Below are 14191 nucleotides of genomic sequence, written 5' to 3'. Positions count from 1 at the left end.
GGATTACTTGAAGCGATAGGTGATGCGGCCCTTGGTGAGGTCGTAAGGCGTCATTTCGACCAGCACCTTGTCGCCGGCCAGAACGCGGATACGGTTCTTGCGCATGCGGCCCGCCGTGTGGGCGATGATTTCGTGGTCGTTCTCAAGCTTCACGCGGAATGTTGCGTTCGGCAGCAATTCGGTTACGATGCCCGGGAATTCAAGGACTTCTTCTTTTGTCATGTAAGGGTTTTCTTCCTGTTGATAGTGCCGGACATATCGAGTCCGGGAAAATTGCGCGGAAACTACACAATCCCGGCACATTTGTGAACCTCTAAAGCATCGGCTTGAAAATCGCGATTGATTTTAACAGGCCGAGGCAGTTTTCAGTCTTTTGAAAGCGTATCCGCCACCGGCTGCTGCCGCCTTGGCAATCGTTCCGAGATCAGTTTTGCCAGATGGTCCCGCACCTCGCGATAGGCGTCGAGAATCTGCTCGCGCGTGCCTGTGATCACCGTCGGGTCCATGGTCGGCCAATAGACCACGTCCAGCGAATTCGAGCGCGTCAGTTCCAGTGCGGCGTGATGGGCTTCCGGCGTCAATGTAATGATCAGATCGAAAAAATCATCCTCGATCTCATCCAGAGTGCGCGGCTTGTGCTTGCCGAGCGAAAAGCCCTGTTCTTCCAGCACCGCATCCACGAATGGATCGCGCTCGCCCGCCCGCACGCCGGCGGACTGGATGTAGATGCCGGGCGCCACCAGCCGTTTGGCGATGACCTCCGCCATGGGGGAACGGATGGAGTTCATGCCGCACATGAAGAGGACCGATTTCGGCGCTCGTCCCTCGTTTGGCGCTGCGGCAGGATCGATCATCTCTAACCCCGCCAATAAAGCACGCAGACAAGGGTGAAGAGGCGGCGCGCCGTGTCGAAATCGATCCTGATCTTGCCCGAAAGCCGGTCCATCAGCGTCTGCGAGCCATCATTGTGAATGCCGCGCCGGCCCATGTCGATCGCCTCGATCTGGCTCGGCGTAGAGGAGCGGATCGCTTCGTAATAGCTTTCGCAGATCAGGAAATAATCCTTGATGATGCGGCGGAACGGCGTCAGCGACAGAATATGGGTCGCGACATCCTTCTCGTCTTCGGTGCGGATCGAAAAAACCAGCTTGGCATCGACCAGCGATATATGCAGCCGATAGGGGCCGCCATCATGGCCGAAAGGTTCGAAGCTGTTTTCTTCGATCAGGTCGAAAATGGCGACGGCGCGTTCATGCTCCACGTCGGGCGTGGACCGGCCGATGCTGTCGTCCAGTACCACGTCGCAAAGCCGGAAATCGCCTGAAGCCATCGCTTAACTTTCCGGATTGAGGCGAATGGAGACGGAACGCGCATGCGCGTCCAGTCCCTCGGACCGGGCAAGGGTGATGGCCGCGGGCGCAAGCTGTCGCAACTGCTCCGGCCCAAGCCGCAGGATCGAAGTGCGCTTGACGAAATCCAGCACCGAGAGGCCAGAGGAGAAGCGCGCCGACCGCGCTGTCGGGAGCACGTGGTTGGAGCCGCCGACATAATCGCCGATCACTTCCGGCGTATGGCGTCCGACGAAAATCGCACCTGCATTGCGGATATGCGCCATCAGGGCATCCGGGTCATCGACGGCAAGTTCCAGATGCTCGGCGGCGATGCGGTTGGCGAGCGGAATGGCGTCGGAAAGCTTTTCGACCAGAATGACCGCGCCGAAATCGGCCCAGCTTGCCGCCGCCGTCTCGGAGCGCGACAGGCGCTTCAACTGCCGCTCGACAGCGGCTTCAACGGCCTTGCCGAGTTCGGCATTGTCGGTGATGAGGATGGATTGCGCGCCGCGATCATGCTCCGCCTGCGCCAGAAGATCGGCTGCAAGCCAGTCGGGATCATTGTCCCTGCCGGCAATGATCAGCACTTCGGAGGGACCGGCGATCATGTCGATGCCGACGGTGCCGAAGACCTGGCGCTTTGCGGCCGCCACATAGGCATTGCCGGGACCGACGATCTTGGCGACCGGTGCGATGGTTTCCGTGCCATAGGCAAGGGCTGCGACAGCCTGCGCGCCGCCGATGCGATAGATTTCCTCGACGCCCGCAATACGCGCCGCAGCCAGCACCGCCGGATTGACCGCACCGCCATTGGCCGGCACGACCATGACGATGCGCTCCACACCGGCGACCCTGGCAGGCACGGCGTTCATCAGCACCGAGCTTGGATAGCTGGCCGTGCCGCCGGGCACATAAAGGCCCACGGCCTCGATGGCGGTCCAGCGCGAGCCGAGGCCCACGCCGATATCGTCCTCATAAATATCATCCTTCGGCATCTGCCGTGCATGGTGTTTTTCGATACGCCGGGCGGCAAGTTCAAGCGCCTCGATGACGCTTCTGTCGACGGCGGCGAAGGCCGCATCGATCTCATCCGCCGTGACACGCATCGAAACCTTGGTGAAATCGATACCGTCGAATTTCTGGGAATAATGGGCAAGGGCCGCATCGCCGCGATGGCGGACATCGTTGATGATCTCGCGAACGGTTGCGTTGACGTCTTCGGAAACTTCTCTCTTGGTTGTCAGGAAGGCCGCGAATTTCTGTTCGAAATCCGCCGACGCCTGCTCCAGCCAGATTGCCACGCCATTACCCTTTCATTGTCCCCGCGGGCGATCCCGCGAGGTGCACGAACTTACCGCAGAAAAATTGCGGCTCTGGTATGTGGCATAAATCGAAACGGTGACGAAAGGCAACCGTTGCAATGGCGCGGTGTGCTTATTCGCTGTCTGGATGGTGCGGTTTGGCAGCCGTTTCCCATGCGCCGCTCACATCGGTCAATTGCGCCTCGATGCATTCGACATCAAGCGCGATGGCGCCGCCGCCCGAAAGCGTCAATTCCACGGCTCCATCAGGTCCTTCGCCGTTCTGCACGAAGCGGATGGCCAGAAGCGACAGCACCTGTTCCCTGTCGGCGCGGTTGATACCGTGCGAGCGGACGGCCGAGACCCGTTTCAGGAAAACGACGCTGCGGCAGCGTTCCGGCGGCAGGTTCTTTTTGTCAGTGCTTTCCCAGACAAAACGGTTGGCGGAAAGCGTGAACTGGCCGTGCTTCGGCTCGAAGGCAACATCCTTCAGCTTGAAGACACTGTCCTGCATATGTGTCGAGATGACAGAGAGATCTTCAGTATCCAGCGCGAGCAATTTCAGGCCGCTCATCTTTTTCTTCCTTCTTCTGCGGTGCGGACCGCTATTTCCATGACTTACATTGGAAATAGGCAGTCCGGGCCCACTCTGCAACGGGTAGAAAACGGATGAGCGGCGAAGACAGGATCAATCGCTGACGCGTTCGACCAGTGCACCGCAGCGGGTGAGCTTTTCCTCAAGGCGTTCGAAGCCGCGATCGAGGTGGTAGACGCGCGAAACCATGGTCTCGCCTTCCGCCACGAGGCCGGCAATGACCAGCGATACGGAAGCGCGCAGGTCGGTCGCCATGACAGGCGCGCCCTTCAGGCGGGAGACGCCCTCGATGCGGGCCATCTGGCCGGAAAGCGAAATCTTCGCACCGAGACGGGCGAGTTCCTGCACATGCATGAAGCGGTTTTCAAAGATGGTTTCGGTGATATGCGAAACACCCTGCGAGCGGGTCATCAGCGCCATGAACTGCGCCTGCAGGTCGGTGGGGAAGCCGGGGAAGGGCTCGGTGACGATATCGACCGGCTGGATGCCGTTGCCGTTGCGCACGACGCGAAGGCCTGTCTCCGTCTCGCTGATCGTGGCGCCTGCAAGCCTGAGCGTATCGAGCGCGTTGTCGAGCAGCGCTGCGCGCGTGCCTTCCAGCACCACGTCACCGCCGGTCATTGCCACTGCCATGGCATAGGTGCCGGTTTCGATACGATCCGGCAGAACGCGGTGACGTGCTCCAGAGAGCGAGGTGACGCCTTCGATGGTGATGGTAGAGGTGCCGGCGCCTTCGATCTTCGCGCCCATGGCGATCAGGCATTGCGCAAGATCTACCACTTCCGGCTCGCGGGCGGCGTTGTGGATGACGGTGGTGCCGCGGGCAAGGCTTGCGGCCATCAGCATCACATGCGTCGCGCCGACGGAAACTTTCGGGAAGGTGTAAACCGCGCCGATCAGACCGCCCTTGGGCGCCGTGGCGTTGATGTAGCCGCCATCGATCTCCATCGTTGCGCCAAGCGCCTCGAGGCCCTCGATGAACAGGTCGACCGGGCGCGTGCCGATGGCGCAGCCGCCGGGCAGGGAAACGCGGGCGCGGCCCTCACGCGCCAGAAGCGGGCCGATGACCCAGAAGCTTGCGCGCATCTTGGACACCAGCTCGTAAGGTGCGGTGGTATCGACAATGGTGCGGCAGGTGAAGTGCACGGTGCGGGAATAGGCTTCGCCCTGGCTTTCGCGGCGACCGTTGACGGAAATATCGACGCCGTGATTGCCGAGAATGCGGATGAGCTGCTCCACGTCCGCCAGATGCGGCACGTTTTCGAGCGTCAGCGTGTCGCTGGTCAGAAGCGATGCGATCATCAACGGCAAGGCGGCGTTTTTGGCGCCGGAGATGGGAATGATGCCGTTTAGCTTGTTGCCACCCGTAATTCTGATGCGATCCATGCGTCCCTACGGGCCTGTGCCCGCCTTTCTTTATCGTGCCTTGCGGAAAGGCGCGTCCTTAGACGAATTTCCGCGGCGTTTCAATTTATGCTTGGTGAATTCTCTATGAGGATGATTCGTCCGTTTTTGCGGCAGGCAGGCCAATCGTCTCGTCCTCTTCGCCGGCACGGCGCGCGCGAACCTGCTGTTTGCGCTTTAAAAGATTTTCACGAAGCTTCTTGGCCGCCCGCGCCTTGCGTTCCGCCTCGCGCTGCCGCGCCTTTTCGCCGGGCCCCGCCTGCGGCTTACCATCGGCCACCGGGGCGGATGCTTCCGCGGAAGCGCCAGCGGAAACCGCTGCCTTTGCCTGTTTGTCATGATGTTCGTTCATAGATTCAGCAATATCTGAAAAATGTATTTTTCAACAGGGGGCACGCTTTTTTGCCCCGCTTGATGAAGAATATCGTTTTGCGACTTGCGCTCGTCAAAAACCTATGGCAATAGGCCGCCACGCTTGATGCTGAAGCAAACGCTTCGGCACCGGATGCTGCTATAGCTCAGGGGTAGAGCACTCCCTTGGTAAGGGAGAGGCCGAGAGTTCAAATCTCTCTAGCAGCACCATTTCTCTCCAAAATTTCAAATGTTTACGTGGTTGTTGAACCGGTCGCCTGCGGCGGTTGATGCATGCGCGCGCCACGCAGTTAGCGGCAAATGGAAAACCGCGCCCCTTTCGAAGCGCGGTTTCCATATCCGAATATTCTGTTGCTGCCAGAGCGGGACGAAACCGCCCGTAGCCATCGGGCGCCGCTTACTGACGGAATAGCGACAGGATATTTTCGGAACTGGTATTGGCGATGGAAAGCGACTGGATGCCCAGCTGCTGCTGTGTCTGCAATGCCTTGAGGCGGGTTGATTCTTCGTTCATATCCGCATCCACCAGGCGGCCGATGCCGCTGTCGATGGAGTCGGTGAGCTTGGAGATGAAATCTTCCTGCAGGCCGATGCGCATCTTGATGGAGCCGAGGGCGGAGGAGGCGCTGCTGAGCGACTGAAACGCGGTTTCGACATCGGTGAGAAGATTGCCGATCGTGTAGGTCGGGGGCGTTGCACTATCGAAAAGCTTGAGATCGATGTCCCATACGGAAATGCCCGAAGCTACGCCGGCCTCTCCGATGATGCCTTTCGTGGTGTCGACCGTTGCCGGCGTGCCGGTCAGGCCAAAAATCACATTGGGTGTTTCTGTCGCGGTCGTCGTATCGATAAGCGTATAGTCGGTTTTCGTAACGTTGACGGAACCGCTGCCGTCACGGACAAAGCCGGAAACGACGGTCTTTGCGCCGGTGCCCAGCAACCAGTTTTCACCGCTGAAAGACGCGCCCTGCGCAATCGATTCCAGCTGCTTTTTCAGCTGGTCGATTTCTTCCTGGATCTTCGTCTTGTCGACGCCCTCTTCGGTTGCCGCGACGATTTTCGATTTGATTTCTTTCACGACTTCGACGGCGCTTTCCATTGCGGAATAGGCGACATCGATCTTCGCGGCACCCAGTCCCAGTGCATCCTGAACCGCGGAAAGGGCCATGTTGTCCGAACGCATGGTGGTCGCGATCGACCAGTAAGCGGCGTTGTCGGAAGCCGTTTTAACGCGCAGCCCGGAAGAAACTCTGGATTGTGTGTCTTCGAGCTGGCCGCTGATTGCACGCAGTGTCTGAAGCGCCGACATGGCGGCGGTGTTTGTCAGAATACTTGTCATAATTGCCCCTCTGAGCTGGCTAAATGGGAAGGGACATTCCGGGATCGCCGGAAACGACAACGCGGCGTGATGCCTGTTAACCTCTTTTTCGTCTTGGTTAACGAGTCGTTTCGATGGCTTGATTTAGCGGTGATTTGGTTAATGAAGTCTTAATCAAGAAATGAATGAATTTTGCAGTCAATTGCACAAACAAAAACCGCGCCTTTCGGCGCGGTTGATTTTTTCGCTTTCGGTCTTCGATTAACGGAAGAGCGACAGGATGCTTTCGGAGTTGCTGTTGGCGATCGAGAGAGCCTGAACGCCGAGCTGCTGCTGGGTCTGCAGGGCCTTGAGGCGGGTGGACTCTTCGTTCATGTCAGCGTCCACGAGGCGGCCAATGCCCTTGTCGATGGAGTCGGACAGCTTGGAAGCGAAGTCTTCCTGCAGGCCGATACGCATGGAGAGCGAGCCGAGCTTGGCTGCGGCGCTCGTCATTGCCTTGAGAGCGTTTTCAACCAGCGTCAGTGCTTCGGCCATGTTGGTGGCGCGGTCTGCGGCTGCATACTGGGTGATGTCCAGTGTGTAGACGGACTGAGCGGTGACAGTCGTGAACGTTCCGGTCGTGCCGAGAATACCGCTCGTGTCGGGGGCGCCCGTGGCGTCAACCGAACCGAAAAGAGTGTTGCCGGTTGCGGTGTTGTCGAGGGCGTATTTCGTGGTCGTGACGTTAACGGCACCGCCGGTGGAGCGAACGAAGCCAGCGACGACCGACTTGTCCGGGTCCGTGCCAGGCGTGGTAGCGCCGAGGGTCGAAGTGCCTACGAGCCAGTTTTCGCCGTAGAAGGATGCGCCCTGTGCGATCGATACGAGCTGGTTCTGCAGCTGATCGATTTCTTCCTGAACCTTGGTGCGGTCGACGCCTTCTTCAGTTGCCGTGACCAGCTTTGCCTTGATTTCCTTAACGACTTCGATTGCCGATTCCATGCCGGCAGAAGCGGTGTCTACCTTGGCGGCGCCGAGGCCGAGAGCGTCGGAAACCGAGGAAAGCGCCATGTTGTCGGAGCGCATGGTGGTCGCGATCGACCAGTAGGCAGCATTGTCAGCAGCTTCGCCAACGCGGAGGCCGGAGGAAACGCGTGCCTGGGTGGATTCCATGTTCTGGCCGATGGTGCGCAGAGTCTGGAGCGCAGACATTGCTGCGACATTGGTAATAATGCTCGTCATAGTAGTGTGCCCCTTGAATGGCTGATTAAAGAAGGGACATTCCGGTTTCACCGGGAACGGCGCACAGCATCATGCCTGCTAACTGGCTGATTTTTAACGTTAGCTCGCCGTTTCGATGAGCTTAGGTAACGCCAGTTTGGTTAATGAATTGATAAGCGGGAAAAGAAAATCAGCATTATGAAAATTCAAAATTACAACTCTCGCGCGTGCGCGCGCGTATCCCGAAATATTTAAAAAAAAGATAAGGCCGCATCCTTATTCGGGATGCGGCCTGTCTGGTGCATTCGGTTCGATTCAGCCTATCGAACCTTTATGCTTTCTGCCCGGATATGCATTTGGTCAGCCCCCGAATGCATGTGGGAAGAAAATGGGTCCCCCAGCCCCGAAGGGCTATGAGAAGTTCAGCTCTTAGCGGAAGAGCGACAGGATGTTCTGCGAGTCGCTGTTGGCGATCGACAGAGCCTGGATTGCCAGCTGCTGCTGCGTCTGCAGAGCCTTCAGCTTGGTGGACTCTTCGTTCATGTCGGCGTCGACGAGGCGGCCAACACCCTTTTCGATGGAGTCGGACAGCTTGTCGGCGAAGTCGGTCTGCAGGTCGATACGTGCAGACAGCGAGCCGAGCTTGGCGCCGGCGCTGGTCATCTTCGTCAGGGCCGTTTCAACGGAGTAAAGAGCGTTGTCCAGGTCATCGGTGCCGACGTTGAGGTCGAGAACGGAGATCTGGGTGTAGGTCTTGGCGCCGACGGTGGTGGTTGCACCGGTAGCGTTCAGGATACCGGAGTTGGCATCGATCGTGCCCGGCGTCGCTTCGGTGTAGAGCATGGACGATGCATCCAGCGCGTAGTCCGTCGTCTTGACGCTGACATTGCCGTTGTCGTCACGGACGAAGCCGGATACGACCGTCTTGGTGGCGTTGGCGGTGGAAACGAGCCAGTTTTCACCGTTGAACGAAGCGCCCGTGCCGATCGACTTCAGCTGATCGAGAAGCTGGGTAACTTCTTCCTGAATCTTGGTCTTGTCGACGCCTTCTTCCTTTGCGGCAACGACCTTGGCCTTGATCTGGGTAACAACATCGATAGCGGCTTCCATACCGGCAGATGCGGTGTCAACCTTGGCAGCGCCCATGCCCAGTGCGTCAGATACTGCGCCCAGAGCCTTGTTGTCGGAACGCATGGTGGTCGCGATCGACCAGTAAGCAGCGTTGTCCGAAGCCGAACCAACCTTCAGGCCGGAAGAAATGCGGTCCTGCGTGGTCGACAGGTCGGAAGCGATGGAACGCAGGGTCGAGAGAGCGGCCATTGCGTTGGTGTTGGTGAGAATGCTTGCCATAATAAATGTGTCCCTTGTTTTTACGAGATACTGGAGTGGGGACATACCGGGTTTGGTATTACCGGTCGCAACGTTTCGGCTTCATGCCACTCGGTTCGGAAATGCTTAGTTTCAGAAACCAAACCCGCTGCGTGTAGAAAGAAATTCGCAGCGAAAAATTGCCCAATTATTAATTTGGCAGCCAAGAAATATTGGAAAATACTTATGGTTACTTTTTGATTTAGTTAAATGGTAATTTTTTTATTTAAAAAGATAGTTACCAAGTCGCCAGAAAAACTGGTAACCAAAGCGTAAAAACGCGCAAAACCCGCGTACCTGGGCACGCGGGGTTAAAAAACAGGGTTAACGGGTGTCAATCAGGCACAGAGGCCGTCAGTTGAACGATCTGACGAGACTGCCGACCAGCAGGTTCCAGCCGTCGATCAGCACGAAGAACAGGATCTTGAACGGCAGGGAAATCGAGGTCGGCGGCAGCATCATCATGCCCATCGCCATGGTGATGGTGGCGACGATCAGATCGATGACCAGAAACGGCAGGATGATGAGAAAACCGATCTCGAAACCGCGCCGGATTTCCGACAGCATGAAGGCCGGAACGAGCACGCGGTAATCGACGACATTGTCGGTCATCACTTCCTGGCCGCGCTCGCGGGCGATATCCACAAAAAGCTTCAGATCCTTGTCACGCGTATTGGCGTTCATGAAGGTGCGGAAGGGCTCGGCGATGCGCTGCACGGCCTGCTGTTCGTTGATCTGGTTCTGCAGAAGCGGCTGCACGCCGTCGGTCCAGGCTTTGTCGAAGGTGGGCGACATGACGTAGAAGGTCATGAACATCGCCATCGACAGCAGGATCATGTTGGACGGGGTCGAAGCCAGTCCCATGCCGGATCTGAGGATCGAAAAGGCGATCACGAAGCGCGGAAAGCTCGTGACCATGATCAGGATGCCCGGCGCGACCGAGAGAACCGTCAACAGGCCGAAGGTGCGGATGATCCATGCCGCGACGGAGCCGTCTATCTGCGTGTTGAACAGATCGGACGGAAATTGCTGGGCACTGGCAAGACCCGGCAAGGCAAGGAGGACGGCGATGGTTACAAGAAATCGAATCATTCGATGACAAAGGTCCGGAACATGACCTTGGATACGCGTCCTTGAGAGCGCAGGTCAACTCGTTCCTGAATGTCATCCTTAAGATATTGAAAGCCGCGCGGCCCTTCCAGCTGCTGAAGGGAAACGGTGCGGACATAGGCCATGATGTCCTGGTGGATCTCTTCCGCCAGACCCACCTCGACCGGCCCCTTGAACATCAGCGCCACTTCCAGCCGCACCCAGTTCGTCGAGGGATAGGCGAGGTTGGTGGTAATGGGATCGAGCTGGACGATGCCGTTCGCTTCGGCCGAGATTTTCTCGATACCCTCTTCCTTTTTCTCGCCGTGTCCGCCGGCGGCAGCCGGGGCATGCGCCTCCGCGCCGGCGATCTTCGGCGCGATCATGCCGCCCACCAGCCAGCCGCCGCCCGCGCCGAGCAGGGTGAGGATCGCAACGCCTGCGATGGTCATGACCAGAGGGGAGGATTTTTTCTTGCCCTCAGCCTGTTCGTTTTCCATGGGTCAGTCCCGTTCCCGTGTGCCGAGGTCAGAGCGGCGAGAACAGGTCGACGACCTGTTGCCCGACCGGGGGCTGCTGCACTTCCGTCAGACGTCCGCGACCGCCATAGGAGATGCGCGCTTCCGCGATGCGCTCGTAGGAGATCATGTTCTGTGCATCCACATCCTGCGGCCTGACGATACCGCCGACATTGAGGATACGGATTTCGTGGTTCACGCGCACTTCCTGCGAACCGCTGATGATGAGGTTGCCGTTTTCCAGAATGCCGGTCACCACGGCGGCCACGAGGAGCGTCAGCTTTTCAGAACGCTTGGTCTTGCCCTTTGCCTGGGTGTCGGTGTCGGAACCGTAATTGATGCTGGAATCGGCCTTCGGGTTCCAGCCGAACACCTGCGCATCCGCCTTCCAGTTCAAACCGCTGGAATTGGTGCGGTTGCGCTCGGTCTCGTTGTCGAAATCGGCCTTGTCGTTGATCTGGATGTTGACGGTCAGGATGTCGCCGATGTTGAGCGCGCGCAGATCCTTGAACAGGGCGCCCTGGCTGTCGCTCCACAGCGAATAGCCGCTCGCCATGTGCTTCGGCTGCTTCGGATACATGCCCATTTGCGGCGTCTGGCTGAATTGCAGGCCGCTGCCGATCGGGCTCATCGCCGGTGCGTTGCCGATTTCCTTCAGGGTCTGGTTGTTCTGGCAGCCGGCAAGCAAGGCGAGCGGCAGGAGGAGGGCCGGAAGACGACGCGTGCTCATGAAGGATCCTTCGAAGTGTTTTTATCGGTTGCCTGCGACATGATGCCGGCGACGACAGCGGCCTTCTGCGCATCCATCTCGCTGAGGATGAGGCCCGATTGGCGCGGGGGCAGCTGCATGATGATGGCGGCCGCTATTTCCACATGCATCTTTTCGAGCTGGGGCGCGGCGGCATCGGCCTTCATCGTCTTGTAGATATCGACGAGATTGCTTTTCGCCTGATTGAGGAAATGTTCGCGGCGGGCCAGCCAGTCCTCATATTCCGCCTTGCGGTCTTCCAGCACGGCAATGCGCTCGTTGACGTCGGACTGCAGCTTTTCCAGCTCCTGCTTTTGCAGCAGATAGCGCTGGTCGCGGGCCGCATCGGCGATGTTGGTGCAGAATTTCTGGATTTCATCCTGCGTGCTGAGTTCCGAAACCACGTTCTGCTGGCTTTCGGCGTCAGCAGCGGGAAGCAGGAAAAGCAGCGAGGCGACGGCCGCGAAGCGGACAAGACCATTCGGGAAAGCGTTGTTCTTCCGAGTTTCCATCATTGCAGCACAAGCTCCGCCTGAAGGGCGCCGGCGGATTTGATGCCTTGCAGAATGGCGATGATGCCGTCCGCCTTGAGCCCGATGCTGTTGAGACCGGCAACCAGCGTGCGAAGGTCAGGCCCTTCGACGATGGCGACCTTGCTGCCTTCCTGCAATGCCATGATATCCGTCTGCGGCTGGACGGCCGTCTGGCCGCGCGAGAAGGGCGCCGGCTGGATGACCTGCGGCGATTCCGTCACCTGCACGGTCAGCGTTCCGTAGCTGACCGCGACGCGGGAAATGCGCACATCCGCGCCGATGACGATCGTGCCGGTGCGCTCGTTGATGACGACCTTGGCCGGCGTATCCGTTTCCACGGTCAGGTTTTCGATTTCCGCCATCAGCCGGGTGAGATCCGCGACACGGGGCTTCTGCACCGCGATTTCCTGCGAATCGCGCGGCTCGGCGATGGGATCGCCATAACGGGCGCGCGCAAAGGCGTTGACGACATCGGCGACGCGAACGGCCGTCGAAAAATCGGGATTGCGCAGCTGAAGGACCAGATTGACCGAATCCTTGAACTTGGACGGCAGCTCCCGCTCGATGATCGCGCCGTTCGGCACGCGGGCGGAGGTGGTGACGCCCTGCGTCAGCGTCGCGGCATCGCCCTGCGCCGAAAAGCCGTTGACGATCAGCGCACCCTGGGCGACCGCGTAAATCTGCCCGTCCGCGCCGGAAAGCGAGGTCATGATGAGCGTGCCGCCGCGCAGCGACGAGGCATCGCCCAGCGAGCTGACCGTCACGTCGACACGGCTGCCGGGGCTGGCGAAGGGCGGCAGATTGGTCGTCACCATCACGGCGGCGATGTTCTTGGCATTCGACTGGCCGCCCTGCGTGGTGATGCCGAGATTCTGCAGCATCGCGCGCATGGATTGTTCGGTAAACGGTGAGGAGCGCAGGCTGTCGCCCGTGCCCTGCAGACCGACCACGAGACCGTAACCGATCAGCTGGTTGTCACGCCCCGCCTGCAGCGATGCGATATCCTTGATGCGGGATGTATCCGCGTGCGCTGCCGGAACGGAAAGGAAGGGCTGGGCCGAAAACAGAATGGCTGCGGCCAGGATACGAAGCACTCTCATTTCGCCATCACCTGAATGGTTCCGTCCTTCATGACCGTGCCGTTGACGATGACACCGGAATCGATGTTGCGCACCCGCACGATTTCGCCGAGCGAGCCGTCGGTCATCGGCGTTCCCGAAGCCATCAGCGTCATGTTGCCGATGGTGAAGACGAGTTTGACGCTGGTGCCGCGCACCACCAGCGAGGGTTCGCGCAGGGCGGCAACGGGGATCGTGCGTCCGGGAAGCAGGGTCTGCTTGGAGATCATGCCTTCCACTTCGCTGATATCGCTCGCATAACCCGAGGAAATATTGGGATTGGTCACTTCCACCGGCTTCACCTGTTCGGGCGTGATCGTCTCGCCCGGATAGATCGTGCGGGTGGGAACCAGCGCCATCGGCGCCTGGGCAAGAGCGGGCGTCAGGGCGCCCAGTGAAAAGGCAGACGCAAGGCATATACGGACGAGCGCCGTTCTGCTGCTGCTATGTTTCCGGCCAAACCTCATGTTCGCCTGCCTTTCCGCTCTTACTTCAGGTTCTTGCTGACAATCGAAGCCATTTCGTCAGCGGTGGTGATGACCTTGGAATTCATCTCGTAGGCGCGCTGCGCCGTGATCAGGTCGGTGATTTCCTTGACGGCGTCGACGTTCGAGCCTTCGAGATAGGACTGCTTGATGTAGCCGTAGCTCGGATCGTCAGGCACGCCGATCACCGCGTCGCCGGAGGCCGGCGTCTGGGCGAAAAGGTTGTCGCCAAGTGGCTTCAGGCCGGCTTCGTTGGCAAAGTTGGCGATGGTGAGCTGGCCGAGTTCGGTGAATTCCGTGGCATTGCCGATACGGGCGGTCACCTGTCCCGTGCGGGTAACGGTGATGTCCTGCGCGTCGGTCGGGATATTGATGTTCGGAATGACGTTATAGCCATCGATCGTCACCAGATTGCCGTCGGCATTCTTGTTGAAGGCGCCGGCGCGGCTGTAGAGCGTCGAACCGTCCGCCGCCTCGATCTGGAACCAGCCCTGGCCGATGATCGCGACGTCCAGCTTGTTGCCGGTCTCGATCAGGTTGCCCTGGGTGTGGATGTTGCGCACGGCCGAGGTCTGCACGCCGAGGCCGATATTGGCGCCTTCGGGTACGATCGCCTGGTTAGCGCGGTTCGGCACGCCCTGCATGCGCTCGGTCTGGTAAAGAAGATCGGTGAACTCCGCACGCGCGCGCTTGTAACCGGTGGTGTTGATATTGGCGATGTTGTTGGCGATGACTTCCAGATTGGTCTGCTGGGCGTCCATACCGGTGGCAGCGATGGCAAGAGCTCTCATGTCAATATTCCTGCTGG

At 59.1% G+C, this 14191-nt stretch carries 17 protein-coding genes and 1 tRNA gene; 1 reads left to right on the top strand and 17 read right to left on the bottom strand.

The window, feature by feature from the left end; translation table 11 throughout:
• Positions 1-3 precede the first annotated feature (3 nt).
• From infA to I3J13_RS03600, 7 genes are all read right to left on the bottom strand, one after another.
• Positions 4-222, bottom strand: a complete 219-nt coding sequence (gene infA, locus I3J13_RS03630) for a translation initiation factor IF-1 (RefSeq protein ID WP_003503453.1) — start codon at positions 220-222, stop codon at positions 4-6.
• 143 nt (positions 223-365) lie between these two features.
• On the bottom strand, positions 366-854 hold the full coding sequence (locus tag I3J13_RS03625; RefSeq protein ID WP_004432476.1) for an arsenate-mycothiol transferase ArsC: 489 nt from the start codon (positions 852-854) through the stop codon (positions 366-368).
• 2 nt (positions 855-856) lie between these two features.
• The gene (locus I3J13_RS03620; RefSeq protein ID WP_004432477.1) at positions 857-1330 is read right to left on the bottom strand and encodes a UPF0262 family protein; all 474 of its coding nucleotides are present in this window, start codon (positions 1328-1330) and stop codon (positions 857-859) included.
• A 3-nt stretch (positions 1331-1333) separates the two neighbouring features.
• Positions 1334-2632 (bottom strand): histidinol dehydrogenase, encoded by a 1299-nt coding sequence (gene hisD / locus I3J13_RS03615; protein WP_196378033.1) that lies wholly within the window; start codon positions 2630-2632, stop codon positions 1334-1336.
• A 133-nt stretch (positions 2633-2765) separates the two neighbouring features.
• Positions 2766-3206, bottom strand: a complete 441-nt coding sequence (locus tag I3J13_RS03610) for a DUF2948 family protein (protein WP_004432481.1) — start codon at positions 3204-3206, stop codon at positions 2766-2768.
• A 114-nt stretch (positions 3207-3320) separates the two neighbouring features.
• Complete coding sequence (murA, locus tag I3J13_RS03605; RefSeq protein WP_004432483.1) at positions 3321-4613, bottom strand: UDP-N-acetylglucosamine 1-carboxyvinyltransferase; 1293 nt, start codon at positions 4611-4613, stop codon at positions 3321-3323.
• Positions 4614-4716: 103 nt separating this feature from the next.
• Positions 4717-4983 carry a hypothetical protein gene (locus I3J13_RS03600; protein WP_004432485.1) on the bottom strand — a complete coding sequence of 89 codons (267 nt, stop codon included), beginning with the start codon at positions 4981-4983 and terminating at the stop codon, positions 4717-4719.
• Between the two features lie 155 nt (positions 4984-5138).
• Between I3J13_RS03600 and I3J13_RS03595 the strand changes: the two genes are divergently transcribed.
• Positions 5139-5213, top strand: a tRNA-Thr gene (locus I3J13_RS03595).
• 187 nt (positions 5214-5400) lie between these two features.
• Here the strand turns inward: I3J13_RS03595 and I3J13_RS03590 are convergent.
• From I3J13_RS03590 to flgG, 10 genes are all read right to left on the bottom strand, one after another.
• Positions 5401-6342 (bottom strand): flagellin N-terminal helical domain-containing protein, encoded by a 942-nt coding sequence (locus I3J13_RS03590; protein WP_020810651.1) that lies wholly within the window; start codon positions 6340-6342, stop codon positions 5401-5403.
• Between the two features lie 240 nt (positions 6343-6582).
• Positions 6583-7545: a flagellin N-terminal helical domain-containing protein gene (locus tag I3J13_RS03585; protein ID WP_142778667.1), complete on the bottom strand. Its 963-nt coding sequence runs from the start codon at positions 7543-7545 to the stop codon at positions 6583-6585.
• A 408-nt stretch (positions 7546-7953) separates the two neighbouring features.
• Complete coding sequence (locus tag I3J13_RS03580; RefSeq protein WP_020810649.1) at positions 7954-8874, bottom strand: flagellin N-terminal helical domain-containing protein; 921 nt, start codon at positions 8872-8874, stop codon at positions 7954-7956.
• A gap of 372 nt (positions 8875-9246) precedes the next feature.
• On the bottom strand, positions 9247-9984 hold the full coding sequence (gene fliP / locus I3J13_RS03575) for a flagellar type III secretion system pore protein FliP (protein ID WP_059760555.1): 738 nt from the start codon (positions 9982-9984) through the stop codon (positions 9247-9249).
• Positions 9981-10481: a flagellar basal body-associated FliL family protein gene (locus I3J13_RS03570; protein ID WP_065654462.1), complete on the bottom strand. Its 501-nt coding sequence runs from the start codon at positions 10479-10481 to the stop codon at positions 9981-9983. Before I3J13_RS03570 ends, fliP begins: the two co-directional genes overlap by 4 nt.
• Positions 10482-10509: 28 nt before the next feature.
• Positions 10510-11229 carry a flagellar basal body L-ring protein FlgH gene (gene flgH / locus I3J13_RS03565; protein ID WP_020810646.1) on the bottom strand — a complete coding sequence of 240 codons (720 nt, stop codon included), beginning with the start codon at positions 11227-11229 and terminating at the stop codon, positions 10510-10512.
• The gene (locus tag I3J13_RS03560) at positions 11226-11762 is read right to left on the bottom strand and encodes a MotE family protein (protein ID WP_196378032.1); all 537 of its coding nucleotides are present in this window, start codon (positions 11760-11762) and stop codon (positions 11226-11228) included. The genes flgH and I3J13_RS03560 overlap by 4 nt, the downstream gene beginning before the upstream one ends.
• Positions 11759-12880, bottom strand: a complete 1122-nt coding sequence (locus tag I3J13_RS03555) for a flagellar basal body P-ring protein FlgI (protein ID WP_004432497.1) — start codon at positions 12878-12880, stop codon at positions 11759-11761. The genes I3J13_RS03560 and I3J13_RS03555 overlap by 4 nt, the downstream gene beginning before the upstream one ends.
• Positions 12877-13365: a flagellar basal body P-ring formation chaperone FlgA gene (flgA, locus tag I3J13_RS03550; RefSeq protein WP_059760559.1), complete on the bottom strand. Its 489-nt coding sequence runs from the start codon at positions 13363-13365 to the stop codon at positions 12877-12879. The genes I3J13_RS03555 and flgA overlap by 4 nt, the downstream gene beginning before the upstream one ends.
• A 20-nt stretch (positions 13366-13385) precedes the next feature.
• Positions 13386-14174 (bottom strand): flagellar basal-body rod protein FlgG, encoded by a 789-nt coding sequence (flgG, locus tag I3J13_RS03545; protein ID WP_004432499.1) that lies wholly within the window; start codon positions 14172-14174, stop codon positions 13386-13388.
• Positions 14175-14191: the final 17 nt, after the last annotated feature.

The organism is Agrobacterium leguminum, from assembly GCF_015704895.1.
In the GTDB taxonomy this organism is placed as follows: domain Bacteria; phylum Pseudomonadota; class Alphaproteobacteria; order Rhizobiales; family Rhizobiaceae; genus Agrobacterium; species Agrobacterium leguminum.
Note: the sequence above shows the minus strand (reverse complement) of the source record. Positions and strands in the feature narration are given on the sequence as shown.

Excerpts from the sequence above, each read along its gene's own strand:
- infA (WP_003503453.1), bottom strand. The coding sequence starts at position 222 with ATGACAAAAGAAGAAGTCCTTGAATTCCCGGGCATCGTAACCGAATTG.
- I3J13_RS03625 (WP_004432476.1), bottom strand. The coding sequence starts at position 854 with ATGATCGATCCTGCCGCAGCGCCAAACGAGGGACGAGCGCCGAAATCG.
- I3J13_RS03620 (WP_004432477.1), bottom strand. The coding sequence starts at position 1,330 with ATGGCTTCAGGCGATTTCCGGCTTTGCGACGTGGTACTGGACGACAGC.
- I3J13_RS03610 (WP_004432481.1), bottom strand. The coding sequence starts at position 3,206 with ATGAGCGGCCTGAAATTGCTCGCGCTGGATACTGAAGATCTCTCTGTC.
- murA (WP_004432483.1), bottom strand. The coding sequence starts at position 4,613 with ATGGATCGCATCAGAATTACGGGTGGCAACAAGCTAAACGGCATCATT.
- I3J13_RS03600 (WP_004432485.1), bottom strand. The coding sequence starts at position 4,983 with ATGAACGAACATCATGACAAACAGGCAAAGGCAGCGGTTTCCGCTGGC.
- I3J13_RS03590 (WP_020810651.1), bottom strand. The coding sequence starts at position 6,342 with ATGACAAGTATTCTGACAAACACCGCCGCCATGTCGGCGCTTCAGACA.
- I3J13_RS03585 (WP_142778667.1), bottom strand. The coding sequence starts at position 7,545 with ATGACGAGCATTATTACCAATGTCGCAGCAATGTCTGCGCTCCAGACT.
- I3J13_RS03580 (WP_020810649.1), bottom strand. The coding sequence starts at position 8,874 with ATGGCAAGCATTCTCACCAACACCAACGCAATGGCCGCTCTCTCGACC.
- fliP (WP_059760555.1), bottom strand. The coding sequence starts at position 9,984 with ATGATTCGATTTCTTGTAACCATCGCCGTCCTCCTTGCCTTGCCGGGT.
- I3J13_RS03570 (WP_065654462.1), bottom strand. The coding sequence starts at position 10,481 with ATGGAAAACGAACAGGCTGAGGGCAAGAAAAAATCCTCCCCTCTGGTC.
- flgH (WP_020810646.1), bottom strand. The coding sequence starts at position 11,229 with ATGAGCACGCGTCGTCTTCCGGCCCTCCTCCTGCCGCTCGCCTTGCTT.
- I3J13_RS03560 (WP_196378032.1), bottom strand. The coding sequence starts at position 11,762 with ATGATGGAAACTCGGAAGAACAACGCTTTCCCGAATGGTCTTGTCCGC.
- I3J13_RS03555 (WP_004432497.1), bottom strand. The coding sequence starts at position 12,880 with ATGAGAGTGCTTCGTATCCTGGCCGCAGCCATTCTGTTTTCGGCCCAG.
- flgA (WP_059760559.1), bottom strand. The coding sequence starts at position 13,365 with ATGAGGTTTGGCCGGAAACATAGCAGCAGCAGAACGGCGCTCGTCCGT.
- flgG (WP_004432499.1), bottom strand. The coding sequence starts at position 14,174 with ATGAGAGCTCTTGCCATCGCTGCCACCGGTATGGACGCCCAGCAGACC.